Genomic DNA, 26025 nt, shown 5'->3' on the forward strand with positions numbered 1-26025 from the left:
CCTCTCAACCCACCGCCCCCCTCAGCTCACGTGTAGCCAGCTCTCGTGTAGCCAGCTCTCGTGCAGCTAAAGAACAACGCACGTTTGTCATGGACTCAAGTGACACCCCCGATCACCTGGAACTGAGCGATGTTTGTAAGAGTTTTGGCGGCACGCCCGTGCTCAAGGGTGTGGACCTGGCTGTTGCGCAGGGACGAACCACGGCAATCGTTGGCCCCTCAGGATCTGGCAAGACAACATTGTTGCGGCTAATCGCTGGCTTCTCGGCACCCAACTCCGGGCGCATAGCCTTAGGTGGTGCCGAAGTTGCCGGGCCTGAGAAGTGGGTACCGGCGCACAAGCGCAGCGTGGGATACGTGGCCCAAGACGGCGCGTTATTCCCGCACCTTAGTGTTGGTGCCAACATTGCTTTTGGCCTTCATCTGCGGGGCAAAGCTGCTGCGCTACGCGTGGGTGAGTTGCTGGAGATGGTGTCCATGGACCGCGCTTACGCTAAGCGCCGTCCGCACCAGCTCTCCGGTGGACAGCAGCAGCGTGTGGCGTTGGCGAGGGCGCTTGCCCGGCAGCCGGAGCTGATGCTGTTGGATGAACCGTTTAGTGCACTTGACGCAGGCTTGCGAGTATCTACGCGCAAGGCCGTCTCCCAGACGCTAGAGCAGGCCGGTGTAACCACCATCTTGGTCACGCACGATCAGGCCGAGGCGTTGAGCTTCGCCGATCAGGTGGCTGTCATGCGCGATGGCAGGTTGGCCCAAATTGGTAGCCCCTTTGTTGTTTACACTCGCCCCGCAGACAGGGCCACCGCAGAGTTCCTAGGGGACGCTGTCATCCTTGAAGCCTGGATGGAGGGTTCGTTGGCGCTGTGCTCGCTAGGCGGCATTCCTGTGCGGCGTCCTCCCGTGCAGGGCAAGGTGCATTTGATGCTGCGCCCCGAGCAGATCAGGATTTCCAGCGGTGGCCCCATCCGGGGGCGCGTGGTTGATACTGACTACTTTGGCCCGGAGACCACTGTGCGCATCCAGCTTGAACCCATCCTGGTCGACGCAGAGCATCCACTGGATCCGCACCAGCCCGTCGGTGGCGAAGTGATCAACATCCGCCACTGGAACGCAATGCTGGCACGCCCTGGAACCGAACTTTCACTGAAAGTGGTGGGTGAAGGCGTCGTTTTCCCGTGGGAAGGATAGCGCCAGCCTCTTTCGGGTTAGCGGCCATAATGTGTGTATGCAAAGTGGCTTTTGACCAGTAATCATATGGGATGCAGGGCCTTGTACATGCTTTGAAAGCATGTATGGTGACAGTTCCCAAGAACCACCCCCGTTGTGGTGTATGTGCTCAGAAGCTTGTGAAGAACGGTTCGACCAGTGCAGGTAAAACCCGGTGGCGGTGTAAATCCTGTGGTGCTTCCAGTACTCAATCCAGGGTTGATATCAGCAAGAAAGCAGAGTTCGCCGCTTTCCAGTCATGGATCACTGGCAAGACCCGTCAGGACGCCCATGCCAGCTCATCACGGACCTTTCGGAGACAGAGTGCTTGGTGTTGGAACGTGGCCCCACAAGCCCCTGTGACCGGGGAAATTCACCCGGTGCTCATCCTCGATGGAACGTACTTCAACGGCTGGTGCGTGCTCATTGCTTACACCGGTGATCACGTTGTTGGCTGGCAGTGGTGCGATCGGGAAAAACATGCTTCCTGGTCAGCGTTACTCAAGCAACTCCCGGCCCCTGCCATGGTCGTCATCGACGGGCACAAAGGCCTCGAGAGTGCGTTGGGTCAGCACTGGCCAGAAACAAGAGTGCAGCGGTGTTTGTTTCATATTCAACAGAACATCCGTACCCACCTCACGATGCGTCCGAAACTCGATGCTGGCAAGGAATTACTGGCCCTAGCGAAGGCTTTAACACCGATCCAGTCCCTGGATCAAGCCGCTGTGTGGGTCGGTGAGTTCGCGTCCTGGGAAGCACGCTGGGAGAAGTTCTTGAAGGACCGCACCTACGCGAAGAAGAACGGTGAAAGGCCCTCACACGTGCGGGCAAACCAGAACTGGTGGTTCACGCATCTTCGTCTGCGCCAAGCCCGTGGAACACTAGCCACAGTCCTGCAGAACGATCATCTGTTTACTTGGCTCACCCACGCCACCGAAGACCAGAAACTCCCTAGGACAACGAGCCCGCTCGAGGGTGGGATCAATGCTGGCTTGAAGCACCTTCTTCGGGACCATCGAGGTCTTAGCGATGATCATGCCAAACGAGCCGTGGACTGGTACCTCTACCACCACACCGAGGCCCCTAAAGATCCCTGGGACCTAGTGAAGGCCCACCACTGGCAACCAAAAAAGAAGAAACGACAAATGGTTCACGAGCCCATCGGCCCTGCCCTCTACGACACAGCCTTCAGCCCAGAAGACGGCAATGGAATTCAACAAGGATGGGGCGGAAGAAGCCACTGACACGCCCGGGCTGTACACACATTTTGGCCGCTAACCCCCTCTTTCCGCTCCGCGAGTTGCCACTTATGGTGCCCATAGCGCGCATTTGGGCACCATAAGTGGCAACTCGGGGCCGGTAGCCGGACCTGACTCAACGTGGAACGCAGAAACCCCCTGGATTCGTAAAGAATCTAGGGGGTTTCGTTGGGGCCTCCAAACAGAATCGAACTGTTGACCTTCTCATTACGAGTGAGACGCTCTACCAACTGAGCTATGGAGGCCTGTGCTAGCCGAACTCCCATTGAAATAGGCAGCCGAACACAAGAAACCACTCTAATATGCGTGGGGCGGATGTACAAAATCCGCACCACGAAATACTGTCCCAGTGAAGAAGGCTCAGCAGGTAACGCCCGCTGCTGGGACCTTTCCATCCACAAAGTATGCGTCAACTGTTGCGCTCAAACACTCGTTGGAGCGTCCGTAAGCCGTGTGTCCCTCACCTTTCCACGTTACAAGAACGCCGGAATCAAGCTGCTTGGCAAGTGCCTCGGACCAGGCGTAGGGGGTTGCCGGATCTCCTGTGGTGCCAACAACCAGGATGGGGCCGGCACCCGCTGCGGAGATCGGGGCGGGTTCACCCGTTGCCGGGTAGGGCCAGAATTTGCATGTCAAACCCGAGTAAGCAAGGAGTTCACCGAAAGTGGGGGCAGCCTTTTTTAGGAGCTCGGTCTGCTCACGCATGTGTGCCAGATCCGAGTTCATGGGGTAATCAAGGCAGTTGATTGCAGTGAAAGCGGCAGCTGTGTTGGAGTTGTATTTGCCATCGGAATCACGGTCGGCTGAGAAGTCAGCCAACATCAACATGCCAGAGGCGTCCCCGGCGAAAGCCTGCGTCAAAGCGCCTGTTAGCGGTGCCCACAGATCTGTTGAGTACATGCCGAAGGCTAGAGCACCGGTGAATTCGGTTCCGGTGACCACCCGCCCCTCAGGAGTTTGCTGCGGGGTTGCTGTGTACACCTCGTTGAGCTCGCGTATTTGCTTCATGGCTGCGTCTACAGTGCCAGAGACAGGGCAATCAGTGCCGCTCAAACAATTGGCAACCCACGCCCGCATCGCATTTTCAAAGCCCACCGCTTGGCCCATCGAGACTTCATCTATATCAAGGGAGGGGTCCATAGCGCCGTCAAGGGAAAACTTTCCAACCCGCTCAGGGAACAACCCAGCGTAGGTGGCACCCAGTTTGGTGCCGTAGGAGAAGCCCATATAGTTCAGCGCTTTGTCTCCCACCACGGCTCGCAGAATATCCATGTCACGGGCGGAGCTAACGGTGTCAAGGAAGGCCAGTTCTGGACCGGAGTTCTTTTGGCACAGCTCCGACTCGGTTTTAGTTTCAGCCTCCGCCGCGGCATATCCTTCCTCGGTGGACATATCAAATTCTTTTTGCCGGGCTGCGTCCATCTGCGCATCATCAAGGCACTTTACCGGTGTGGAGCGTTTGACCCCGCGAGGATCAAAGCCAACAACGTCATAAGCGCCGCGCAGTTTCGCCGAAAAATATGACTGCGCCCCGTCTTTGACCATATCCACGCCGGAACCGCCTGGTCCGCCGGGGTTGATCAGCATTGCACCCTGCCGATTACCAGATGCCGGAAGCCGAATCGCCGAGAGCTTGATGGACTTTTTCTTTGGGTTCTTGTAGTCCATTGGCACCTCAACTTCGGCGCATTGGAAACCCCCATTGCAGGAAGTCCAGGTGACGGCCTGAGTGTAAAAATCCTGAAGCTCAGCGGGCACCTCTCCCACCACATCTGCGGACGCCGAGGTTTTCACCGGCTGATCAGGAGCCAGCACCGAGCACGAGCTCAGCAACATCGCAACCACGGCGCCAAGGGCGAGAAAAAAGTGGGGGCGGCGTTCTCGGAGTACGTTTCCAGCTGTCATACAGAAGTCCTTTATGGGTTAGAGCAGGCTAACTGCCATGGCTTCAAGAGCCAGCAGTGGGGCAACATTGGTGGTGGTAAGACGGCGTCGCACAGCGTTGATAGCGTCCATGCGTTCGAGAGTGGCTTCTGGGCGGGAACCGGCAGCGAATTCCGTCAGCGCCCCGCGCAGTGGTTCATTGACAAGCTCCAGGATCTCCTGTTCGACGCCGGATCCTGCGCGGGAGTCCAACTGCAGTACCAGCACGTCCCTGTAGAAGGACAACAGATCAGTTAGCGCCCGGTCCAGATGGTCGGTCACCGATCGCTTGGCGCGGCGCTTTTGGTCCTCTTCAAGGGCGCGGACCTGGCTGCGCATGGGAGGCGGCAGCGTCCCGGTCTCTGGGGCACCCAAGTTACGCAGTAGGGTGGCCTTTTCAACGGCGTCGCGCTCTTCATTGGAGGAAGCCGCTTCAGCCTGAGCAAGCTCAAGCAGGGACCCGGCGGCAAGGACAGCTGTGGTTACGTCACGCAGGTTCAGCGGCAGGGACACTGTGGTGTTGCGTCGTTCCCGGGCGCCAGCATCGGTAGCCAGCCGGCGGGCGATGCCGATGTGACTTTGCGCGGCACGGGCGGCATAGAGCGCCAGGTCGGGTTCAATGCCATCGCGACGCGCCAGCAATGCCGCAACATCAGCAACCGGAGGCAGCCGAAGGGTTAAAGTGCGGCAGCGGGACCGGATGGTGACAAGCACATCTGCCGGGCTGGGGGCGCACAGAATCCAGATGGTCCGCGGCGGGGGCTCCTCGATGGCTTTAAGCAGCACATTGGTGGTGCGCTCGGCCATGCGGTCGGCATCGCCGACAATGATGACGCGCCAGCGGGCCGAAGAAGGGCTGTCGTGAGCTTTGCGCACAAGATTGCGGGCTTCTTCGATGGTGATGGTGGTTTTTTCGGTCGCAATGAACGTGACATCGGCATTGGTGCCGCTCATGGTGGTGTGGCAGGCCTTGCACACGCCGCAGCCTCGAGCCGCCAGTTCAGGACGGTCACACACCAGTGCAGCAGCAAAGGCGAGGGCCGCGTTTGAACGCCCCGAACCAGGGGGGCCCGTCAAGAGCCAGGCGTGTGTGGGCGCAGCAGACTGGGCGGCACGGCGAAGCTGCGCCACCACCGACTCCTGGCCTTGAAGATCTACCCATACACTCATGCTGTGCCGGCCGTCTGCCCCTGAACGCCGGATCTCTCAGGGCCGGATCTTTCAGGCCCGGGAGCCGGTTCTGCGGCAAGTAGAGCCAGAACGCGGTCCTTGATTGCCGCCGCCAGCTCGGCAATGTCGGCCTTGGCTGGCAACACTAGGTACCGCTGCGGGTGCGCCGAAGCGAGTTCTAGAAATGCGGCGCGAATAGTGGCGTGGAAGTGATCAGGCTCGGATTCCATCCTGTCCTCAGTAGCATCGCCTGCGGTGCGCCGGTTGCGGCCGTCGGCAGGAGTCACATCCAGCAACACCGTCAGGTCCGGCCAAAGACCATCCGTAGCCCATTCGTTGAGCGTCACGATGGCCTGGGTGCCCAGCCCGCGGCCGGCACCCTGATAGGCGATGGAAGAGTCAGCGTACCTGTCGCTGATCACAATTTCACCGCGTGCGACGGCGGGGACGATCACCTGTGCGGCGTGCGCGGCCCTGGCGGCAGCAAAGATCAGCGCCTCGGTTTTTGCATCAATTTCACCTTGGCCGTGTTCAAGGACAAGGGAGCGCAGCTTTTCTCCTACGGGAGTCCCGCCTGGCTCGCGGGTCCGGCGGACTTCGCGTCCGGCGTCGGAGAGGACATCGGTCAGCAAAGCGGCTTGGGTTGATTTTCCAGCGCCGTCGCCGCCCTCAAAAGCAATGAATAGGCCCGGCGCCGGGGCTAAGGAATGAGTCACGTCATTAGCCTACCGGCCCCAGCTGAAAGCCACCTTGCCGTGGGGTATCGTGGCTGCGAACCTAGTCCAATAGGGCAGCGGTCATGCGGTTGGTGTTGGTCCTCATCATCTCGATATAGGTTTGTGCGCCTTGGCCAGCAGCGCTGAGTGACTCCGAGAATAGCGGCACGATCTGCACCCGGACCTTCGCCTCTTCTGCCAGAACCGTGGCGAGTTTGTCCGGCTGTGAGGTGTCGGCAAAAATAGCCGGAACCCCTGCCTCGCGGATTGTGCTGGCCAGATCGCTGAGGTCGGAGGCACTGGGTGCCGCAAGCGTGGTTCCACTGGGGATAACGGCGCCAATCACCTCCAACTCGAAACGCTGCGCCAGATAGCCAAACACGTGATGGTTGGTGACGAGTTTGCGCTTCTGCGCAGGAACGGCCGCAAATTTGGCGGACATCCACTGATCAAGTTCGCCAATATTTGCTTTGTAGGTGGCCGCATTGCTGTGTATGTGGGCAGGGTTGCTCAGCCGGACATGCTCTACGACGGCGTTCTCGATGGCACCCACGGCCGTCAAGATCCGCTGGGGATCGGTCCAAAAGTGTGGGTCCTGTGCTCCTGCCTCTCCAGTTCCCGGCAGTGTAATCGGGTTGATCACGGCGCCCACTTCCAGCACCGGCACACCCTGTTCCCTGGCCGATTCGACATGGCCAAGGACGGCCTCTTCCAATCCCAGCCCATTGAAGATGATCACATCAGCTTGTTCCATTTCACCGGCCTGATGGGCTGATATGCCAAAGGAGTGGGGATCGGCGTTGGCCTCCATGAGAACCACTACAGTGGCAGAATCGCCCACTATATTGCGGGTAATATCACCTAAAATATTTGTGGTGACAATGATGGTTGCCTTCTCATTTGCCGGCGCCGCCGCGCACGCTGCGAGTACTCCGGCAGTAGCCAGCAGCGTGGCCATTAGTGGTAAGGCAGTGCGACGGCGTGATGTCACCGCCCGCTTGGACCCCCGGTACCTCATAGTCCCGTCTCCACGAGTTGGGCGAGCGGTTCCGTGGTGGTGAAGGTGCGGGCAACCCGAAGATTGTCCTTGTAATCGATCTCGTGGATCAGTGTGGACGCTGGGTCGCTGAGGTAGGCGCGGCCAGCGTCAAGTACCAGGGCGGGAGGTGGCCCGGGCTTCATTTGCGTTAGAAGCGCGGACTGATTTTCTACCAGTCCGGTCAGAGGGTCCAAAGCGTACAAGGTGCCGCTTTGACCCATCGCCAGTGCAGGGGATCCGTTGCCAGCTGTGGAGGCAACAACTATGGGTTCGGGGCTTGGCATGAAAGTGAGCTTTAGCGTCGCCACGTCTACGTGCCATAACCCCGTTGTGCCCGCAAGAGCAGTCAGCTCACTGGATCCGGGCCGGTGGTTAAAGGAGGTTGCCGGCTCGTCGGGTTCGTTTTCCGGATAGGGGATTTTGGTGGATGTCAGTGATCCTTCCTCCTCGCCGATGACCAAGATGCCATCACTGCAGCCCAAAACCACTCCGTGCCGGGTGCTTGCATGTCCCCGCAGCGCTGGACACGCTGTGGGTAGGAGCGAGCCCGAGGCGTTTCCCTCTAGTGCGGCTCCGTGCGTGTCAGTACCGGTACTCTGGCCCGCGGACAAGTCAAAGGCTGCAACAGTTGTGGGTAGTTTGTCCTTTCCGGGGGAGCCTGTGACAAGCATGCGCCCTTTATAGGGAATAGCCAGTCCCGTGTGTGGAGTCCCTGACAAAGTGGTTTCCACTGTGAGGACACCTGTTTCCAGTGTTTTGCGGTTCAGCACGGAGGTGTCTCCTGTTTGCTCATCAAAGATTCCTACCCAGTGCCCATCACTGGCCACAGCGCCAGCCGGGACGGGCGCCTTCGCCTGCAGTTGCTGAGCCGTGGAGTGGTAGAAGTGCTTGTGATCTCCGTGGTCCACCGCCCAGACACCTGTATCAATGACATTAAGCCCGGCACCGGCAGTGGTTCTAAGAAATAGGAAGCGGCCGTCATGCTGCATCGATTCCGCACCAGGGAGGGTGAAAGTGTCCGTCTCATTCCCAGATAGAGGGTCAATTATGGAAATGCTGCCGGCCTCCGTGGACAGGTAGGAGAGCCTCATTTGAGGTTCCTCAGCCTCCGTGGCACCGGCAACGAACCCATGGGGGACCGGTGCTGCAGCGGGGGAACCGCAGGCAACGAGTGCTGTGAGGATAAATGCGCAGATTAGTCCGGAGGTGGTTTTGGAAGAACTCATGCAGGGGAGCCTTTCTGGGCGGTGACGTTCTCGGTGGTGTTCTCGGTGGTGGCCGCGGAGTGCGGCCGGAGGATCAATGGACGGAGAGCGCTCGCAGCACTGGAAATAAAGAACAACGCCACAGCCGAAGCAGCAATTGTGGCCCCGGCTGCGGTCCGCGCGTGCCACGAGATGAGCAGACCGGCAGCCACAGCTGTGCATCCCAGAACCGCTGCGATGCCCATGATGGCGGGAATGGATCGAGCCCATGGCAGAGCTGCGGCAGGTGGCGCAATCAGCAGCCCAAATACTAAGAGCGTGCCCACCACTTGGAACGATCCAGCCATGGCTGCCGTCACCAATAGCAAAAGCACAATGGCCGCCAGCTCCGGATGAAGCCCCAAGGTTGCCGCTTTACGCCCGTCAAACACCAGGGCCATAAACGGGCGGTGGAAGATGGCTGCCACCATTGCTGTGCCGGCCAGGATGGCGCACAACAACCAGATATCCGAGAACTTGACGGCCAGAATGTCGCCAAAGAGAATGCCCGTCAGATCCACGGCAAATGATCGTGACCGGGAAATGATAATCACTCCGGCCGCCAGCATGCCCACAAAGAGGAGCCCGATTGAGGTGTCGTGCGAGAGTCGCTGGTGACGGGACATGAGTGAGACCCCAAGTGCCATCACTGTTGCACTGACAGCAGCGCCTAGTACCGGATTCAAGCCCAGCAACAAAGCCACAGCAATCCCGGGGAGCATGCCATGGGACATTGCATCGCCTAAAAAAGCCATGCCGCGCAGCACCACCCACGTGCCAACAATGGCGCATGAGAGGGCCACAACCGTTCCGCCCAGCAGGGCGCGCTGAACGAAGGAAACGTTGAAGGGTTCAAAAAGCCAATCCATACACTCAGCATACTATAATGAGAATCATTATCAATTACAGGAGATGTGCCGTGGATGCTGTCACTATTGTGGACGTTGGATTTTCGTATGGGTCACGCCAGGTCATTGATGGCCTGTTCCTCACGCTGGAGGCTGGGACTTTGACGGCCGTGAAAGGGGTAAATGGATCAGGAAAATCCACCCTTCTTGCCCTGATTGCGGGCACGCTTCGCCCATCACGCGGGGTGGTCTCACTTGCCAGCCAGCAGCGCCCGGCTGTGGTGTTGCAGCGCAGTAAAGTCTCGGATGCGCTTCCGTTGACGGTTCGGCAGACGGTAGCCATGGGTTGTTGGGGAAACCGCAGTTGGCTCAAACCCTTGGGCAGAGGCGAGCATGCCGTGGTGGTTGACTCCCTGGAGCGTGTTGGGTTGCTGGCACTGGCTCACCGTCAGTTGGGTGAGCTCTCCGGCGGCCAGCGCCAGCGGGTCCTGCTAGCGCAAGGGATTGCCCAACAATCAAGGCTGCTTCTATTGGATGAGCCCGTGGCGGGCGTCGATGAGCAGTCGCGGGCGAAGATACGTCAGATTATCGCCACTGAAGTTCACCGGGGAGTCACCGTTGTGGAGGTGACCCACAGCCATACGGATGCATCCGAAGCTGATCGGGTGCTAGTGATGGCACAAGGAGAGATTGTGGCGGATTCGCAGGTGCTTTGCGCGGCGGCAGCTAGCGAGTGGATGGGCGGCAATTAAGCAGAAGGCCGGGCGGTCCCACCCGATCAAGGAGTGGGGCCGCCCGGCCGCAGCTGTTTTATCCGGAGATACCAGTTATTTCATTGGGGACGTGCGGCAACGGGTGGGTTGCGCTCACTGTGCCTGAAGACAGGTCAATGACCTGAAGTAACTTCTTGGCCGGATCACTTACATAGGCTGTTTTCCCGTTTGAGAAGAGCGCCGGCCGGGGTTGCTGCCATTGGGTGGGTTCTTCCCAGGGGGCGACGGCGGCAATGGCGGCGGTTTCTTTGCCGGAGTGAGCGTCGTGGATATGAAGTTTGCCGTCCGTACCAAGGATGAGGGCCTCACCCTTGGCGCCGCGGGCCAGGGAGCGGAAGGAGTATGAGTAGTCAATGGCAACGGTGGTGAGCTTTCCGGTGGCCGTGTCCGTCAAGGAGAACGCTGCAGGGCGTTCGTGCTCAGCATCTTTATCTGTTTTGTAATCTCCCAGCACTATGGAGGAGGTGGCGCTGCCGGCCTGGGTGCCAATTCTGCCGTGACCGTCAGGGGAGGAAATCTTGGTGATGATTCCGTCCTTGATGAGCAAGGTGCCATCCTCGCAGCCAAGTACCACCGCCTCGTCCTTAGCTGAGGCCTCTCCGTGGACTCCGGGGCACTCATCGCTTTGTGCCAAGACGGCCCGGGCGCCGTCGGCGCCAGGTTTATCCAGCAACGTGGCACCAGTGCGGGCTTCGCTGGTCCCGTTCGTGACCACCAGCTGACCTTTGGCAAGTTGAACAGCCACGCCGTGGTGAGCGGCGCTGGTCTTGAAATTTTGTGTTGTGGGCAGCTCGGCAGCTTCCAGGTCCTTTGATGTGAACACCTGAACTTCGCCGGTACCGTCGTCAAAGAGGGCTGTTTTTCCTGCGTGGCCCACCACCTGTCCGGGTTTGGTGGCGGAGAACAATCGCTCCTGAAGTTCCGGAGGTGCTGTGAAGTGGTGATGGTGATCCCCGTGTGGTTCCGACCAACTGCCCATGTCCAGGACCTGGAATCCGGCGGTGGTGGAGACAAGTACGTGGCGTCCGTCCCCAGCCGGGCTGACCCTGTTGAATCCGGCAAGAGGCAAATCGGCTGTGACCTTGCCGGTGGCTGCATCCAGAACGCTCATGCCGCCGTCGTGCGTCAGGACAAGCCTGGGTGCGGCGGCATCGACCTCCGTGCCTTCGGCGGCAGGGGCGGCATGGGAACCGTGCGGGTGCTCGGAAGCAGCAGGAGAGTCGGTGGAGGCGGAAGACGGGCTGCCGCACGCGGACAGGGTTAGCGCAGCAATAATGGCGAAGGCGCTCAGGGTAGGGGCGGCGAAACTGCGCGCTCGAGGGACTGTAGTGAGAGGTGGATTTAGTTCTTCTTTAGTGATCATGACACCGATGCTAACCTTAATGAGAATCATTATCAAAACAAGGACTGGTGAAACCAGGAAATGTTGCCCCAGGTTCAACGACTCAAATTGTCGCTGCCGTGAACCGGCGGTCTACGCTGGAAGTTATGACGTACAACGCTGCCGAACACCCTAAGAACCTGAGCCCCGACACAGTTGTTGTTGCTGCGGGCCGGCCCGCCCGGGAGCATGACGCGCCGGTGAATCCGCCCATAGTTCTCTCCTCCACATATGTGGGCACCGGCGAAGTTGTTGATGGCGACAGGGCCTATGGGCGTTACTCCAACCCCACGTGGGACCCGTTGGAAGACGCATTGGGTCAGCTGGAGGGTGCCACCCTTCCTGCGCTGATCTTTAGTTCGGGCCTGGCAGCGGCCTCCGCAGCTCTCTCGCTGGTGCCCACGGGAGGGGTGCTCGTTATGCCAACGCACTCGTATCAGGGGGCGTTGGTTATGGCGCAGGAGCAAGCGGCAAAGGGTTTGTTCACGCTGCGCACAGTGGATATTGCCAATAATGATGAGGTTATTTTGGCTCTCACCGGCAGCGGGGAGAAGGCCGCTGACATGCTCTGGCTGGAGAGTCCAACCAACCCCATGCTGGAGGTGGCGGACATCGGCCTCCTCTGCCGTTCCGCACAAGCCGTTGGCGCCATCGTGGTCACCGACAACACCTTCTCCACCCCGCTGGTGCAGAAACCGCTGGAGCTGGGTGCTGACATTGTGCTGCACTCAGTGACCAAATATTTGGCCGGTCACTCCGATGTCATCCTCGGCGCCCTGGCCACATCCAATCCCGAACTGCGCCATGCGCTGCTGCATCACCGCTCAATTCACGGCGCCATCGCCGGCCCCTTCGAGGCCTGGCTTGCCCTGCGTGGTTTGCGCACCCTGGCCCTGCGTGTTGAGCGCTCGCAGGCCAGTGCAGCGGTACTTGCCGAACGTCTTGATGCGCACGACGGCGTCACAAAAGTACTCTTTCCCGGATTGCCTTCGGACCCGGGTCACCAGCGGGCCACGGCACAGATGAGCGGTTTTGGTTCCATCCTGTGCGTCGAAGTTGCTGGTGGTGCCGATGCGGCCAACGCGCTGGTTGAGGCCCTGCAGGTGTGGACCCCAGCCACTTCGCTTGGTGGCGTGGAGTCATTGATCGAACGCCGGCGTCGTCACGCGAACGAGCCCGAGACAGTTCCGGCAAACCTCTTGCGGCTGAGTGTTGGCATTGAAAACGTTGAAGACCTTTGGAGTGACCTTGAGCAGGCACTTGCTCAGGTGGTGCCCGCGACTTCCATCCCGCGCGACGCCCTGTAAGCTTGAGCCGTGGTCATTTTCGTGAACTTTATGCAGTTTCTCATCCTCGTGGCTTTAGGTTTGACGGCCGTGGGCATTCAAGGCTGGGCGTTTATAGACTGCCTGCGCACATCTGCCAACGATTTTGAGCGCGTATACAAGCGGACCAAAACGTTCTGGACGGCACTTACGGCCGGAGCGTTATTCTTTGGCATCATCTACGTGGTGCCGCCATTGCTGAGCCTGACGGTTCCGCAGCTGGGCATGAGTTTGATCCTTAGCCTCGGCGGAGTCACAGCGGCAGGGGTCTACTTGGCCGATGTTCGGCCCGCTTTGGTTGACGCGCGCGGGCGTGGTCGCGGACAGCAAAACCGCGGCTCATCCTGGTAAGAAATCACTGAAACCGGACGAATTGGTGCTAGCCCGGATCCACGGCTGACCAAGCCACCGTCAGCTCACCCAAGCGCCAACGGGAGGGTGAACGCACAACCGGCCAGCCGTCGTCGTACATTTGGGTGCACATATTCAGCCACCGCTGCCTGTTGCCAAAGGCGGCCAGGGGAGCAGCGGCGAGCCAATGCTTGTCCAGAGCTTGCAAAAAGCTGTGGATTTTCTCCCCCGGCACATTGTGATGGATCAGCGCTTTTGGCAGTCGCTCGGCAATATCGGAGGGCAACTCGAAACCGCCGAATCGCAGGGAAATGCTCAGCGACTGGGGACCATTGGTATCCAGCGCCACCCATGTGCTGCGCCGCCCAATCTCATCGCAGGTGCCGTCAACAAAGATGCCCTGCGGGGTCAGCCGCGAACAAACCGTGTCCCAGATCAGCCTGACGTCGGCCTCGTCGTATTGGCGCAACACGTTGAAGGCGCGCACCATAGTTGCCTTGCCGGGGACGGGGATTTCGAATCCGCCAACGCAGAAATCTAGGCCGTCGTGCTCGAGTCCTTTGGCATTGCGGACGCGCTCAGGCTCAATCTCGATGCCCGTGACATGAGCGCTGGGGCAAATCGCGTGGATGCGGGAATACAGCTCAACGGCTGTGGCAGGGGAGCCGCCATAGCCAAGGTCCACAACCAGGGGTGCGGTTTCACAGGCCAAACGCCATGCTTGGGGGCCGGCCAGCCAGCGGTCAACGCGGCGCAATCGGTTGGGATTAGTTGTGCCGCGGGTGACGTTGCCGAAGGGCTTGCTACGTTGGCGCGGGGTGCCTTGTGAGGGGTCAGTGGAAGAGCCTTTGACCCTCTGCGCACGTTGAACCACCAATAAAGCGTAAATGCCAAACTCCGCATGGCTATAAAACTGTGGTGACACTCACGTCTTTGATTCTGGCGCACCGTCTCATGCGCTGGTGCCGCTGGGCTCACGGTGGCGGCACCTGCCCACGGGATGGTGCGCAGGAGTGCAAGTGGTCGGACAGCGTAGCAATTCGGGTCCGCCGCTCCCGGCCGGTAGAATGAGGCTATGACTTATACGCTGATTTTGCTTCGACATGGCCACAGTGAGTGGAACGCCAAGAACCTGTTCACCGGCTGGGTGGACGTTGATTTGAATGATCAGGGCCGCACGGAGGCCGTTCGCGGCGGTGAGCTGCTGGTGGAGAACAACCTTCTACCGGATGTCCTGTACACCTCGCGCCTGAAGCGTGCCATCAACACGGCCAACCTGGCCTTGGAAAAAGCTGACCGCGGCTGGATTGACGTTAAGCGCGACTGGCGCCTGAACGAGCGCCACTACGGTGCATTGCAGGGCAAGGACAAAGCCCAGACGCTGGCCGAGTTCGGCGAGGCACAGTTCATGGAGTGGCGTCGCAGCTACGACACCGCCCCGCCCGCGCTCTCTGATGACAGCGAATTTTCTCAGGCGCACGATCCCCGTTACGCGGATTTGGGTGATGACCTGCCACGCACCGAGTGCCTCAAGGATGTCCTGAACCGTCTGCTGCCCTACTGGGAATCAGATATTAAGGAAGATCTCAAGGCCGGCAAGACGGTTCTTGTCACGGCCCATGGCAACTCGCTGCGTGCCATGGTCAAGCACCTGGACGGCATCTCCGATGATGCCATCGCCGCACTGAACATCCCCACCGGCATCCCGTTGCTGTATGAACTCGATGAGAACTTCGCCCCCATCACCCCCGGGGGCAAGTACTTGGATCCGGAGGCTGCTGCGGCCGCCATTCAGGCAGTAGCGAACCAGGGTAAGAAGTAGCAATTCACACCCCTTCCCGTTGAGGTTGGAGGTCATGACACCCCGGAGGAACGAACGGGGTGTCATGACCTCCAACCTCAACGGGTGTGTGCTCCGTGGCGCGGGCTTTAGCGGCTGAGTCGGCACTGGAACCAGAAGAACGACGGCGGGAGGTCACCTTTTTTCAAAAAGGTGACCTCCCGCCGTCGTTCTCCAACTGCTGCTCCTGCTTAGGGATCTAGCTGGCCAAGAAGTCCTCTGGCTGCCATTCCCCTGTCACCAAGTAGGAAACCTTGCGCGCAACGGAAACGCCGTGATCGCCGAACCGCTCAAAGTACCGGCTAGCCAAGGTGACATCCACTGTTGTTGCAGCGGTTTCGTTCCATTCGGGTGCGGCCATGGTGGTGAAAACGCTCTTGTGGATGGTATTGATCTGCATTTTGGCTGTGGTGATATCGCCTACGAGCTCCAAATCACGGCTTTCCAGCAGCTCAGTGACTTTCTCGGCAATGACAATATCAAGGCGCGCCAACTCGGCAAACGTTTCCGTCAGGGAAGCCGGGATGACGTGATTGGGGAAGCGCAAGCGCGTCAGCTGACCAATGTGGCGGGCAAGATCGCCCATGCGCTCAAGTGAGGCACTCATCCGCAGCGAACCAACAATCATGCGCAGATCACTGGCAACTGGTCCCTGCAACGCCAACACATCGATGGCGCGCTCATCTAAATCATTTTGCAGGAAGTCGATCCGGGCATCGGCTGCAATGACTTCCTGGGCCGTTTGAAGGTCGGCTGCCGCAAACGCTGTGGAGGCTTTGGTGATGGCCTCGCCAACCAGTGCGGAAATCTCGATGAGTCCCTCGCCAATCTGGTGAAGCTCGGCCTGGAAAACTTTACGCACGCGTGTGTCCTTTCATGGGCAGGGCAACAGGGGCCCTTCAGTACGCTTCAGCATGGCACTTGAACGTGAACATGTTGACACGTCAAGGTGAACGTTTGTTGAACGGGCGCTGCCAAGAGGCTGTTTTGCTAAAAAGGGGCTCGGCACCGCATAGGCTGATCAGGTGGATCCCATGGTAGTTGGACTGATAGCCGGGCTCATAGGCCTAGCCTTGGGCACCTTTGGCATGTTCGCCTTCAGTGTTAGCGAACGTTCCCGCGGGCTCACCATCGACATTGGCGAGCCAATGCTGCCCGACGGTGCAGCGGAGGTCCTTTCGGTTGTGGGCAAGGCCTACATAGTTATTGACACTGTTGACGGCGTGGTGCGTGCCAGTCCCGGCGCCTATGCTTTTGGGCTGGTCCGCGGTCACACGGTGGTCCACCAGGAGTTGCTTGATCTGGCCCGCAGGGTACGGCGCGACGGCGTGATCGAGGAACGCGATTTGATCCTCCCTCGTGTGGTGCTGCCGGCCGCGATACAAACTGGAGGTGCTCCCGGCATGCACGCAGCCCCAGGAACGCCCGCTAACGTGGCCCCTGTCAGAAGCATCCCAGATTCATTGAGCGCCCACGGCGCACCGGGACAGGGCACGTTGGTTATTCAGGTCAGGGTAGCGCCGCTGGGCGAGGAATACATTCTCTTGCTGGCCGACGACCGCACAGAAATTGCGCGTACCGAGGCAGTCCGCAACGACTTTGTCGCCAATGTTTCACATGAGCTTAAGACTCCGGTGGGCGCCATCTCGCTCCTGGCAGAAGCCCTTGAGTCCGCACCTGAAGACCAGGCAACTGTCCGCAGGTTTGCTTCACGGATGATGAAAGAGTCCGCGCGGCTAGCTGCGCTTGTCCAGGACATCATTGAACTTTCCCGCCTCCAGGGAAAAGACGTGGCAAGTGCTGGCACCGAAGTGGACATGAACGCCGTGGTTGCCGAAGCCGTTGACAGGACCCGCCTGCCTGCACAGAGCAAAAATATAGCGCTGGTAGTGGGTGCCCCCCTGCCCGCAGTTGTTTATGGCGACCAGCCCCAACTTGTCACGGCCCTGCGGAACCTGATCGACAACGCCGTGCGGTACTCCTCCGATAACACGCAGGTAGGGATCGCCCTCTCGGTGCATGACGGCGTGGTTTCCGTCAGTATTTCGGACCAGGGTGACGGGCTCTCCCCGCAGGAGCAGGACAGAATTTTTGAGCGCTTTTACCGCGTTGACACCGCCCGATCCCGGCACACCGGCGGGACAGGCCTGGGTCTGAGCATCGTCAAGCACATCACCAGCAATCACGGCGGCGAGGTGACACTGTGGTCAGCGCCAACAATGGGCTCCACCTTCACTGTGCGCTTGCCCGAACTTTCCAATCCAACGTCCGACGGCGCTAAGCACCACCGCGCTGACCGGCACCCCGGCTTGATCTAAAGGAGCGCAACAAGCGTGAGCAGAATTTTGATTGTCGAAGACGAGGATTCAATTAGCGATCCTTTGTCATTCCTGTTGTCGAAGGAAGGCTACGAGGTACAGGTGGCCGATAACGGTCTCGACGCCTTGGTTGAGTTTGATCGTAACGGTGCCGATCTGGTGCTGCTAGACCTCCAGTTGCCGGGGATGAGTGGCACTGAAGTGTGCAAGCACCTGCGCCAGCGCTCCGGCGTCCCCATCATCATGCTCACGGCCAAGGACTCGGAGATTGATAAGGTGGTGGGCCTTGAACTGGGGGCCGACGACTACGTGACCAAACCATATTCCTCCAGGGAACTGATTGCTCGGATTCGTGCCGTGCTGCGCCGCAACGGGGAACCCGAGGAGCTGATGGATTCAACTGTCCATGCCGGTCCCGTGCGCATGGATGTGGAACGGCACGTAGTTAGCGTGCATGGGAATACTGTCTCATTTCCCTTGAAGGAATTTGAACTGCTGGAAATGTTGCTGCGCAATGCCGGCAAGGTCCTCACTCGCGGCCAGCTGATCGACAGGGTGTGGGGCTCGGACTATGTGGGCGACACCAAAACACTTGACGTGCATATTAAACGTCTGCGCAGCAGGATTGAACCGGACCCCGCTGCCCCGAAGTTCCTTGTCACTGTGCGCGGACTTGGCTATAAGTTTGAGCCCTGAGCACGTGAGGTGCCAACTTTTCGTGGGGTGAACCCAACGTGAGATTGGAGCTAATGACGCCTCGTCGCATTCCTCGACTCCGTCGGTGGCGTCTGGTGCATGAATTATGGGGAAATAAAGAAGTGGAGCGGGTTATCTAAAAAAGATAACCCGCTCCACTTCTTTATTTCTGTGAGCATGGGCCGTGAGGCGGCTCAAAAATTAAGGGGCGGTGGTGGCCTCTGCAGTGGGTTCCATTGCAGCCTTAGTGGTGGCCTCCGGTGTTGGTACCAAGTTCTTGTACTCGGCCAACGTGCCATCAAGCACGGGGACCTTCAACGTGGCGCTTTCACTTCCGGCACCGGACTGGCTTAGTTCAAGGGTCTCGAGGCTGCCCGGGCGTTGCGCCACGGTGCTGAGAATGGCTTTGTCGGCCTTGTCATTGAGAACCAGCGGTGTACCGGGCTTTACGGAGATTTCCGTTTGTGCGCCCGCGGCACCATTAAACGTCAGGGTGATATCCGAATCTGACTGGTTGTAGAACGTGCCAATAACCCGACCTGGTGCACCAGCGGCATCGGAGATGATCAGCACGTTACGCAGTTCCAGCTGGCCCATATCCAGGCGGACTCCATCTGATGCGGAGTAAACCAAGGTGGTGCTTTGCTGGTTGATGGCACTGCAACCGGTGAATGTCATGGCACCAACACCAATGGCTGCAATCAGGCTCAAGCGTTGCGCTCGTTTGGTACCGCGAATGCCGGCAGCGATTCTCACGTCAATAACTCCTCATGGAAAAGACAAAATATCTTTGCCCAGCTTATCCGTAAAACTGACAAATGTACTCTTCCGTCCAGGCGTGGCAACTTTAGTGTTGGCACCTCAACCTCTACGATGCATCTCATTGATTTTTAGTCAAGGGGTGAACAATTCTCCAATTGTTGGAGGAATTGCGCGGTCAGCGTAGCGCCTGCGGCCGCTGACCTGCGGAAACTCAAGGGAGTGGTTAGTTAACCGTGGTAAACTAGGTTCATTGGAAAGGGAGAATCCACATGCTTTTTGAGGTCGGCGAGACAGTAGTTTATCCACATCACGGTGCGGCGAAGATCGAAGAGATCAAGATGCGTACCGTTCGTGGTGAAGAGAAAATGTATCTCAAGCTCAAGGTTGCGCAGGGGGATCTGACAATTGAAGTTCCCGCAGAGAACGTAGACCTTGTTGGGGTTCGCGATGTTGTAGGTAAAGAAGGGTTGCTGCACGTATTTGAAGTGCTGCGCGCAGAGTTTACGGAAGAGCCCACCAACTGGTCTCGCCGTTACAAAGCAAACCTGGAAAAGCTTGCATCCGGTGATGTTATTAAGGTTGCAGAAGTAGTTCGCGACCTGTGGCGTCGAGACAATGACCGCGGTTTGTCGGCAGGCGAGAAGCGTATGCTCGCCAAGGCACGGCAGATCCTTATTTCCGAGCTGGCTCTGGCGGAGAAGACTGATGAAGACAAGGCAGCAGAAGTCCTTGACGAGGTTTTGGCTTCATAAGCTCTAAGTATTTTTCTAAAGGAAAACCCCTGCACCCGTTGGTGTGGGGGTTTTCCTGTGCCAGTGCCTGTGCCTGTGCCAATGCCAATGCCAATGCCAGTGCCAGGTGAGGAACTAACCCAAGTAACTGGCCATTCGCCTAGCGGCTGCGGCACGAACGCCGGGCGGCCGACTAATGTAGTTGCTATGACAGAGGTGAAGGCCGGTTCGTGTGCCGTGGTGATAGTTGCAGCAGGTTCGGGCCAGCGCCTGGGCCATGGGGTTCCCAAGGCGCGAGTGCCGCTGGGCAATGAGGCAATGCTTGTGCATGCCGTTCGGGGCGTGCTGAAAGCCGGAATTGCTGCCCAAATTTGTATTGCCATTCCTGCAGAGGACCCGGAACTGTTGACATTATGCCAACGGCTAGGCGCAGAAGCTGCCAACGCGGGGTTGACGTTTAGTGTGGTTGACGGCGGAGCGCAGCGCTCAGATTCGGTTTACGCCGCACTGGCCGAGATCGCGGTTGGCGTCACCACTGTGATGATCCATGACGCCGCCCGGCCGCTGACGCCGTCGGGTGTTTTCAACCGTGTGGCCGCAGCGCTGCGTGACGGCGCAAAAGCCGTCATCCCGGCGCTGGCAGTTTCAGACACCATCAAAACCGTTGCGCCAACCAATTTACCTGCCACGGGTGCGGGGGTGGAGAAGGTTGTGGGGACCCCACCCAGAAGCCAACTTCGTGCAGTGCAAACGCCCCAGGGTTTTGAACTGGAAACCTTACGTAGGGCCTACGCACACGCATTGACGCTGGACGAGGACGCGGCCGCACGCATCACAGATGACGCCATGCTTGTGGAAGCCATTGGCGAAGAGGTGTACGTGGTCCAGGGCTCAACTCACAGTTTCAAAATCACCACACCCATGGATCTTTTGTTGGCTGAAGCCATGCTGGAGGGGCCGCTGCGGCCCCGCTGGATTGAGGGCTGAGCGGCTGTGATAATGCCACGCACAGGGATTGGTATTGATATCCACGCCTTCGCCCCGGAAGACCAGCCCGCGCCACTGTGGCTGGCTGGATTGTTCTGGGAAGGCGAACGCGGGCTCAGTGGCCATTCCGACGGCGATGCCGTTGCCCACGCAGCCGCCGACGCCTTGTTCTCAGCCGCAGGGGTGGGCGATCTGGGCACTCATTTTGGTACTGACCGGCCCGAATACCAAGGTGCCTCAGGGGTGAGTTTGCTGGCCGAGGCGGCAAGAATTGTGCGGGGGGCAGGGTTTGAAATCGGCAATATTGCTGTGCAGTTCGTCGGGAACCGGCCCAAGTTCTCACCACGGCGCAGGGAAGCCGAAGCAACACTCAGCGCAGCCGCCGGAGCACCGGTATCAGTGAGCGCCACCACCTCAGACGGCTTGGGGTTTCCCGGCCGCAATGAGGGGATCACAGCCGTTGCCACCGCACTGGTTGTCAGTACGCACTCACGTCCAGACTCAGCGCTGCCGCAGATCCCCAGGCAACAAGATAGCCTAGAAACGTGACTTTGCGATTCTACGACTCCGCCACTGCCTCCGTTCGTGACTTTACCCCGCTGAAGCCAGGGCAGGCCTCGCTGTATTACTGTGGCGCCACAGTACAGGGTGAGCCGCATATTGGCCATGTCCGTTCTGCCCTGGCCTTTGACCAGCTGACACGGTGGCTGCAGGTGTCCGGCTACGGAGTTACGGTTGTCCGCAATGTCACCGATATTGATGACAAAATCTTGGTCAAAGCGGCAGAAAACAACGAGCCGTGGTGGGCGCTGGCATACCGGTTCGAGCAGGCTTTCGGGGACGCCTATGACGCCTTGGGGATCCAGAAACCCACCTATGAGCCTCGCGCCACGGGCCACATTCCTGAGATGCACGCCCTCATTGAAACCCTGATCGAGCGAGGCCACGCCTACCCCGCCCTGGATGATTCCGGCGACGTGTACTTTGATGTTCGCTCCTGGGGGCCGTACGGTTCCCTGACCCACCAGAGCATTGATGACATGCAGGCAGCGCCCGACGCCGATCCCCGGGGCAAGCGCGACCCCCGCGACTTTGCGCTGTGGAAGGGTTACAAGCAGGGAGAACCGGAAACCGCCCGGTGGGAATCTCCTTGGGGTGCCGGGCGTCCCGGCTGGCATTTGGAGTGCTCAGCCATGGTCACCAAATACCTGGGCACCGAGTTCGACATCCATGGCGGCGGGCTGGACCTGCGCTTCCCCCACCACGAAAATGAGATGGCGCAGTCCCAGGCGGCCGGGCACGGCTTCGCGAATTTTTGGATGCACAACGGCATGGTCACCTACAACGGTGAAAAAATGTCCAAGTCCATTGGCAATACCATCAACCCGCGCGAGATGCTGGAACTTGCACGCCCGCTCGTGGTCCGGTACTACCTGGGCCAAGCCCACTACCGTTCGGTGCTTGACTACCGCCCGGGCTCGCTAACCGAGGCTGCGGCCGCCGTTGAGCGTATTGAAACATTCATGCACGCTGCGGCAGGCCAGCTTTTCCCGGGAGGGGATGGGGGAGCTGTTTCTCAGATCCCTGATGGCTTCCGTGCTGCCATGGATGATGATCTGAACATCCCCGCAGCTCTGGCGGTGCTGCATGAGAGCGTCCGTGCAGGCAATACTGCGCTGGCCGCCAAGGACACCGCCGGCATCGAAGCCGCCTTCAGCGCCGCCGTTGGCATGAGCGCCGCGTTGGGAATCAACCCACTTGATGAACAGTGGGCTGATGGTGCCGGATCCCCGGCAGTCCTTGGCGCATTGGATCACTTGGTGCAGGCGCAGTTGGCGGCTCGTGCCCAGGCCCGCGCGGGGAAGAATTGGGCAGAATCTGATCAGATCCGTGACACGTTGGCCGCGGCAGGCATTGACATTGCCGATTCGGCCACGGGTTCAAGCTGGTCACTGCGCAAGTAGCCCCGTCACGGCACTAAAATCGACGTAGGGTGTGCGAGGAGCGTGTATTAAGCACCCTGCGCGGGCGTGAGTATGCACACTTTTGTGCCTGCATACCACTGAATTTGCGATCAGGCCGTAAGCTATTAGCTACGGGTTTGTAGTTTCCCGTAATGTGGTGTGCCTAAAATTTGCGCACCGAATAGATTTGTTTGACGAATTTCGGGGCCAAGCTAGGGCGCCGCACCAATCGTAAGGGTTTCACCATGGCCAACAGTTCCCGTTCCGGCGCCGTCCGCAAGCTCAAAAAGGGTCCCATCAAGGGCACAGGCGGGCTTGGCCGCAAGGCACTCGAGGGCAAGGGGCCCACACCCAAGGCCGATGAGCGCACGTACCACAAGGCGTTCAAGAGCAAGGAACTTGCCGATCGTTCGGCGGCCAAGCGCACCGGCACCAGTAACTCCCCGCGCCGCAACAGCGGCCCCAAGGGCAAGGCCACGGAAGAGCTCGTGACGGGGCGCAATTCGGTGGTTGAGGCACTGCGCGCCGGTATTCCGGCCAAGGCGCTGTACGTTGCTGTGCGCGTTGACATGGACGAGCGCGTCCGCGAATCAATCAAGCTGGCCACGGAGCGCGGTATCCCGCTGATGGAAGCGCACAAGCCCGAGCTGGACCGTCTCACTGAGGACGCCATCCACCAGGGTCTAGTTCTGCAGATTCCCCCGTATGAATACGAAGATGCCGTGGATGCGGCCAGCGAGATCATGGCTAAGTGGAAAAAGGGGCACATCTCCAACGCCCCACTGATCGTTGCCCTTGATGGCATCACCGACACCCGCAACTTGGGTGCGATCATCCGTAGCGTGTCGGCGTTCTCCGGTCACGCCGTCATAGTCCCCGAGCGCCGCAGCGCAGGAGTCACGGCGGCAGCCTGGAAAACAAGCGCCGGTGCAGCTGTGCGCGTTCCCGTTGCCAAAGCCCCCAACCTGAACCGTGCCATCGGTGCGTTTCAGAAGATGGGCTTCTTTGTGCTGGGGCTCGACGGCGATGGCGACATTTCGCTGCCAGCGCTCACTTTGGCGCAGGAGCCTGTCTGCATCGTGGTTGGTTCAGAGGGCAAGGGCCTGTCCCGTTTGGTGCGCGAGAACTGCGACCAGATTGTCTCCATCCCGATCGATTCAGCCATGGAGTCCTTGAACGCTTCCATGGCCGTGGGCATCAGCCTGTACGAGATCTCGCGTCAGCGAGCGGTCTAGGCATAACCATGGCAGTTACAGTTATCGAGGCTATAAGTAGCCTGGGGGCTGCTCTGTCGCGACATTTTCCGCTAGGTATCAGTTCAATCCCCAGCGAACATGGCTCGACGGCGGCCAACGTGGCAGTTTATGCCCCTGCGCACCGCGACGTGGTGCTGTGTTTCCAGCCTCCCGGCGGGGTGTGGAAGGCAGTTCAACTCCCTGACAAAACCGATGGAGTCCACCACGGTCTTGTTGCAAACATCCCCGTGGATAGCCGCTACGGCTTCTATACGGACTTTGCCGCTACGCAGGAAGAAATGCTGCTGATCGATCCCGAAGCGGTGCAGCTGCTGTTGGATCCTTACGGGCACTACATAGTCCAGGAGGATTCTTCAGGAGGTGATAGCAGGTACCTCTCGGTGCGCATGGATTCTGACTTTGACTGGGGCACAGTCACACGCCCCAACACCCCGAGGCGTGAAACCATTTTCTACGAAGCCCATGTTCGCGGGCAGACAATGCTGCATCCGGACGTGCCAGAAGAGATCCGCGGCAGCTATGCGGGTATGGCGCACCCCGTCATGATCAAGCACCTGCAGGACCTGGGTGTGACCGCCGTCGAACTTTTGCCCATTCACTTTCATATTGACGAACCGCACCTGCGTGAAACCGGAATGAGCAACTACTGGGGCTATAACACCCTAGGGTTCTTTGCCCCGCACGTTGAGTATGCCAGCGCCGGCGCACGCGCATCAGGTCCGGCCGCCGTGCAGGCTGAGCTCAAGGGCATGATCAAACTGCTGCATATGGCAGGCATTGAAGTGATCCTTGATGTTGTGTACAACCACACGGCCGAGGGTGGTCCTAACGGGCACACTTACAGCTGGCGCGGTTTGGCCGAAGAGCAGTATTACCGCCAGCGCGACGGCGCATACTATGACACCACCGGTTGCGGTAATACCTTGAACTTCGGCAATCCGCACGTGATCAAGATGGCAATGGATTCCCTTCGTTACTGGGTGCAGGAGTTCCATATAGACGGTTTCCGCTTTGATTTGGCCGTCTCGCTAGCCCGCGACGGTGTGCATGAGTTCACCAACCAGCACCCCTTCCTGCTGGCGGCAGCCACTGACGGCGTGCTGTCCTCAACCAAGCTCATTTCCGAGCCATGGGATGTTGGCTACGGCGGCTGGCAGACAGGGAATTTCCCGACGGGTTGGGCCGATTGGAATGACTCCTTCCGCGATACTGTGCGTGAGGTGTGGCTCACCGACAGGGCAGCCATGCTTGATGGTTACCACCACAATGGACTGGCCACTTTCGGTGACGCCCTGGGCGGGTCCAAAGAGTTATTTGCCTCCTCGGGGCGTAGTTCTTTGGCCTCGATCAACATGGTCACGGCGCACGACGGTTTTACGTTGGCTGACCTGACCGCGTACAACGAAAAGCACAACCTGGATAATCAGGAAGACAACCGTGACGGCACGGACAATAACCGCAGTTGGAACCACGGGGTTGAGGGCATCACCAATAACCCGACAACGCTGGCCCAGCGCGCCCGAACCAGCCGCAACCTGATGGCCACCATGCTGCTGGCCATTGGTATTCCCATGATTACCGCCGGGGATGAGCTGGGGCGCAGCCAGGGCGGAAACAATAATGTCTACTGCCAAGACAACGAGATCGCATGGGTTGACTGGAGCATGGACGAGGAGTCCAAAACCATGCTGGCGGCCACCACCCGCCTGATTCAGATTCGCAAGGATTTCCTTGCCGCCCAGCCAAGCAGCTACCCCACACGTGGCGGGCAGTCCTTCATTCACTGGTTTGGTGCTGACGGCCTGCCCATGACCGGGGACCGCTGGACGAATCCGCATGAACGCGTGCTCACCATGCTTGTTGGTTCACCCGATGGCACAATTGACGGGCTGATCATCTTCAACACCGGTGTCACCGACGAGGAGGTTATCCTACCCGCCAACCCGCGCTTTGATACGGCCCCTGATGGCGATTCGGAGGCGCCTGTGGAGGAAGAAACGGATCTTTCCGTCAGCAGCCCCTACATGCTGCGAATGACAACAGAGGCTCCCTCTCATACGGACGACGGCGAGCCCACCTTCCGTCTACCCCGTTCCCTCCCGCTGTTCAAAGCAGGAGAGCCGGTACGCGTCAACGCTAATACGGTTCAGCTCTACAGCAACAAACTCCCCGAGTCTTAGTGCGGCACTGAGCAGTTGGGCTGCGCCCCGACGCTGCGCCGGCTGTTGAGGTTGGAG

The 26025-nt window shown here is 59.2% G+C and carries 24 protein-coding genes and 1 tRNA gene; 14 read left to right on the plus strand and 11 right to left on the minus strand.

Annotation, left to right across the window (positions count from 1 at the left end; genetic code table 11):
- Nucleotides 1-89: 89 nt before the first annotated feature.
- Together AAFM46_RS01970 and AAFM46_RS01975 are read left to right on the plus strand one after the other, a co-directional pair.
- On the plus strand, nucleotides 90-1187 hold the full coding sequence (locus tag AAFM46_RS01970; RefSeq protein WP_283531448.1) for an ABC transporter ATP-binding protein: 1098 nt from the start codon (nucleotides 90-92) through the stop codon (nucleotides 1185-1187).
- 107 nt (nucleotides 1188-1294) lie between these two features.
- The gene (locus tag AAFM46_RS01975) at nucleotides 1295-2449 is read left to right on the plus strand and encodes an IS1249 family transposase (protein ID WP_343320324.1); all 1155 of its coding nucleotides are present in this window, start codon (nucleotides 1295-1297) and stop codon (nucleotides 2447-2449) included.
- A 184-nt stretch (nucleotides 2450-2633) separates the two neighbouring features.
- Here the strand turns inward: AAFM46_RS01975 and AAFM46_RS01980 are convergent.
- The 7 genes from AAFM46_RS01980 to aztB all read right to left on the minus strand — a co-directional run bounded on the left by AAFM46_RS01980 (nucleotide 2634) and on the right by aztB (nucleotide 9425).
- Nucleotides 2634-2709 (minus strand) — tRNA-Thr (locus AAFM46_RS01980).
- Between the two features lie 115 nt (nucleotides 2710-2824).
- On the minus strand, nucleotides 2825-4369 hold the full coding sequence (locus AAFM46_RS01985) for an alpha/beta hydrolase (RefSeq protein WP_343319233.1): 1545 nt from the start codon (nucleotides 4367-4369) through the stop codon (nucleotides 2825-2827).
- A gap of 18 nt (nucleotides 4370-4387) precedes the next feature.
- Nucleotides 4388-5557, minus strand: a complete 1170-nt coding sequence (locus AAFM46_RS01990) for a DNA polymerase III subunit delta' (protein ID WP_283531408.1) — start codon at nucleotides 5555-5557, stop codon at nucleotides 4388-4390.
- Complete coding sequence (tmk, locus tag AAFM46_RS01995; protein WP_283531409.1) at nucleotides 5554-6273, minus strand: dTMP kinase; 720 nt, start codon at nucleotides 6271-6273, stop codon at nucleotides 5554-5556. Before tmk ends, AAFM46_RS01990 begins: the two co-directional genes overlap by 4 nt.
- Before the next feature lie 61 nt (nucleotides 6274-6334).
- Nucleotides 6335-7291 carry a zinc ABC transporter substrate-binding protein AztC gene (aztC, locus tag AAFM46_RS02000; RefSeq protein WP_343319235.1) on the minus strand — a complete coding sequence of 319 codons (957 nt, stop codon included), beginning with the start codon at nucleotides 7289-7291 and terminating at the stop codon, nucleotides 6335-6337.
- Complete coding sequence (locus tag AAFM46_RS02005) at nucleotides 7288-8538, minus strand: hypothetical protein (RefSeq protein WP_343319237.1); 1251 nt, start codon at nucleotides 8536-8538, stop codon at nucleotides 7288-7290. The genes aztC and AAFM46_RS02005 overlap by 4 nt, the downstream gene beginning before the upstream one ends.
- Nucleotides 8535-9425, minus strand: a complete 891-nt coding sequence (aztB, locus tag AAFM46_RS02010; protein WP_343319238.1) for a zinc ABC transporter permease AztB — start codon at nucleotides 9423-9425, stop codon at nucleotides 8535-8537. Before aztB ends, AAFM46_RS02005 begins: the two co-directional genes overlap by 4 nt.
- A 17-nt stretch (nucleotides 9426-9442) precedes the next feature.
- Between aztB and aztA the strand changes: the two genes are divergently transcribed.
- Entirely contained in the window at nucleotides 9443-10156 is a 714-nt protein-coding gene (gene aztA, locus AAFM46_RS02015) for a zinc ABC transporter ATP-binding protein AztA (RefSeq protein ID WP_343319240.1), read from the plus strand.
- 58 nt (nucleotides 10157-10214) lie between these two features.
- Here the strand turns inward: aztA and aztD are convergent, their stop codons facing one another.
- Entirely contained in the window at nucleotides 10215-11540 is a 1326-nt protein-coding gene (aztD, locus tag AAFM46_RS02020; protein ID WP_343319242.1) for a zinc metallochaperone AztD, read from the minus strand.
- A 125-nt stretch (nucleotides 11541-11665) separates the two neighbouring features.
- Here aztD and AAFM46_RS02025 point away from each other — a divergent pair, with 125 nt between their 5' ends.
- Both AAFM46_RS02025 and AAFM46_RS02030 read left to right on the plus strand, forming a co-directional pair.
- Entirely contained in the window at nucleotides 11666-12865 is a 1200-nt protein-coding gene (locus tag AAFM46_RS02025) for a PLP-dependent transferase (RefSeq protein WP_343319243.1), read from the plus strand.
- A gap of 9 nt (nucleotides 12866-12874) precedes the next feature.
- Nucleotides 12875-13234, plus strand: a complete 360-nt coding sequence (locus AAFM46_RS02030; protein WP_283531417.1) for a DUF2516 family protein — start codon at nucleotides 12875-12877, stop codon at nucleotides 13232-13234.
- Between the two features lie 28 nt (nucleotides 13235-13262).
- Here AAFM46_RS02030 and AAFM46_RS02035 read toward each other — a convergent pair whose 3' ends face one another.
- On the minus strand, nucleotides 13263-14108 hold the full coding sequence (locus tag AAFM46_RS02035; RefSeq protein ID WP_283531418.1) for a class I SAM-dependent methyltransferase: 846 nt from the start codon (nucleotides 14106-14108) through the stop codon (nucleotides 13263-13265).
- Nucleotides 14109-14309: 201 nt separating this feature from the next.
- Between AAFM46_RS02035 and AAFM46_RS02040 the strand changes: the two genes are divergently transcribed.
- Nucleotides 14310-15056: a phosphoglyceromutase gene (locus tag AAFM46_RS02040; protein WP_283531419.1), complete on the plus strand. Its 747-nt coding sequence runs from the start codon at nucleotides 14310-14312 to the stop codon at nucleotides 15054-15056.
- Nucleotides 15057-15273: 217 nt separating this feature from the next.
- Here AAFM46_RS02040 and phoU read toward each other — a convergent pair whose 3' ends face one another.
- A complete protein-coding gene (gene phoU, locus AAFM46_RS02045) occupies nucleotides 15274-15936 on the minus strand; it encodes a phosphate signaling complex protein PhoU (RefSeq protein WP_283531420.1) in 663 nt (220 codons plus the stop codon).
- Nucleotides 15937-16108: 172 nt separating this feature from the next.
- Here phoU and AAFM46_RS02050 point away from each other — a divergent pair, with 172 nt between their 5' ends.
- Together AAFM46_RS02050 and AAFM46_RS02055 are read left to right on the plus strand one after the other, a co-directional pair.
- The gene (locus AAFM46_RS02050) at nucleotides 16109-17392 is read left to right on the plus strand and encodes an ATP-binding protein (protein WP_343320325.1); all 1284 of its coding nucleotides are present in this window, start codon (nucleotides 16109-16111) and stop codon (nucleotides 17390-17392) included.
- 15 nt (nucleotides 17393-17407) lie between these two features.
- Nucleotides 17408-18088, plus strand: a complete 681-nt coding sequence (locus tag AAFM46_RS02055) for a response regulator transcription factor (protein ID WP_283531421.1) — start codon at nucleotides 17408-17410, stop codon at nucleotides 18086-18088.
- A 201-nt stretch (nucleotides 18089-18289) separates the two neighbouring features.
- On the opposite strand, the gene AAFM46_RS02060 is transcribed toward AAFM46_RS02055, so the two are convergent.
- Nucleotides 18290-18844 (minus strand): hypothetical protein, encoded by a 555-nt coding sequence (locus tag AAFM46_RS02060; RefSeq protein WP_283531422.1) that lies wholly within the window; start codon nucleotides 18842-18844, stop codon nucleotides 18290-18292.
- A gap of 275 nt (nucleotides 18845-19119) precedes the next feature.
- On the opposite strand from AAFM46_RS02060, the gene AAFM46_RS02065 reads away from it, so the two are divergent.
- From AAFM46_RS02065 to glgX, 6 genes are all read left to right on the plus strand, one after another.
- Nucleotides 19120-19602: a CarD family transcriptional regulator gene (locus AAFM46_RS02065; RefSeq protein WP_283531423.1), complete on the plus strand. Its 483-nt coding sequence runs from the start codon at nucleotides 19120-19122 to the stop codon at nucleotides 19600-19602.
- A 186-nt stretch (nucleotides 19603-19788) separates the two neighbouring features.
- Complete coding sequence (gene ispD, locus AAFM46_RS02070; RefSeq protein ID WP_283531424.1) at nucleotides 19789-20568, plus strand: 2-C-methyl-D-erythritol 4-phosphate cytidylyltransferase; 780 nt, start codon at nucleotides 19789-19791, stop codon at nucleotides 20566-20568.
- Nucleotides 20569-20580: 12 nt separating this feature from the next.
- On the plus strand, nucleotides 20581-21117 hold the full coding sequence (ispF, locus tag AAFM46_RS02075) for a 2-C-methyl-D-erythritol 2,4-cyclodiphosphate synthase (RefSeq protein ID WP_343319246.1): 537 nt from the start codon (nucleotides 20581-20583) through the stop codon (nucleotides 21115-21117).
- Nucleotides 21114-22532, plus strand: a complete 1419-nt coding sequence (gene cysS, locus AAFM46_RS02080) for a cysteine--tRNA ligase (RefSeq protein ID WP_343319248.1) — start codon at nucleotides 21114-21116, stop codon at nucleotides 22530-22532. Before ispF ends, cysS begins: the two co-directional genes overlap by 4 nt.
- A gap of 245 nt (nucleotides 22533-22777) precedes the next feature.
- Nucleotides 22778-23767, plus strand: a complete 990-nt coding sequence (gene rlmB, locus AAFM46_RS02085; protein ID WP_283531427.1) for a 23S rRNA (guanosine(2251)-2'-O)-methyltransferase RlmB — start codon at nucleotides 22778-22780, stop codon at nucleotides 23765-23767.
- A gap of 8 nt (nucleotides 23768-23775) precedes the next feature.
- Nucleotides 23776-25968, plus strand: coding sequence for a glycogen debranching protein GlgX (glgX, locus tag AAFM46_RS02090; RefSeq protein WP_343319250.1), 2193 nt, complete (start codon nucleotides 23776-23778; stop codon nucleotides 25966-25968).
- Nucleotides 25969-26025: the final 57 nt, after the last annotated feature.

This window comes from Arthrobacter sp. TMP15 (assembly GCF_039529835.1).
In the GTDB taxonomy this organism is placed as follows: domain Bacteria; phylum Actinomycetota; class Actinomycetes; order Actinomycetales; family Micrococcaceae; genus Specibacter.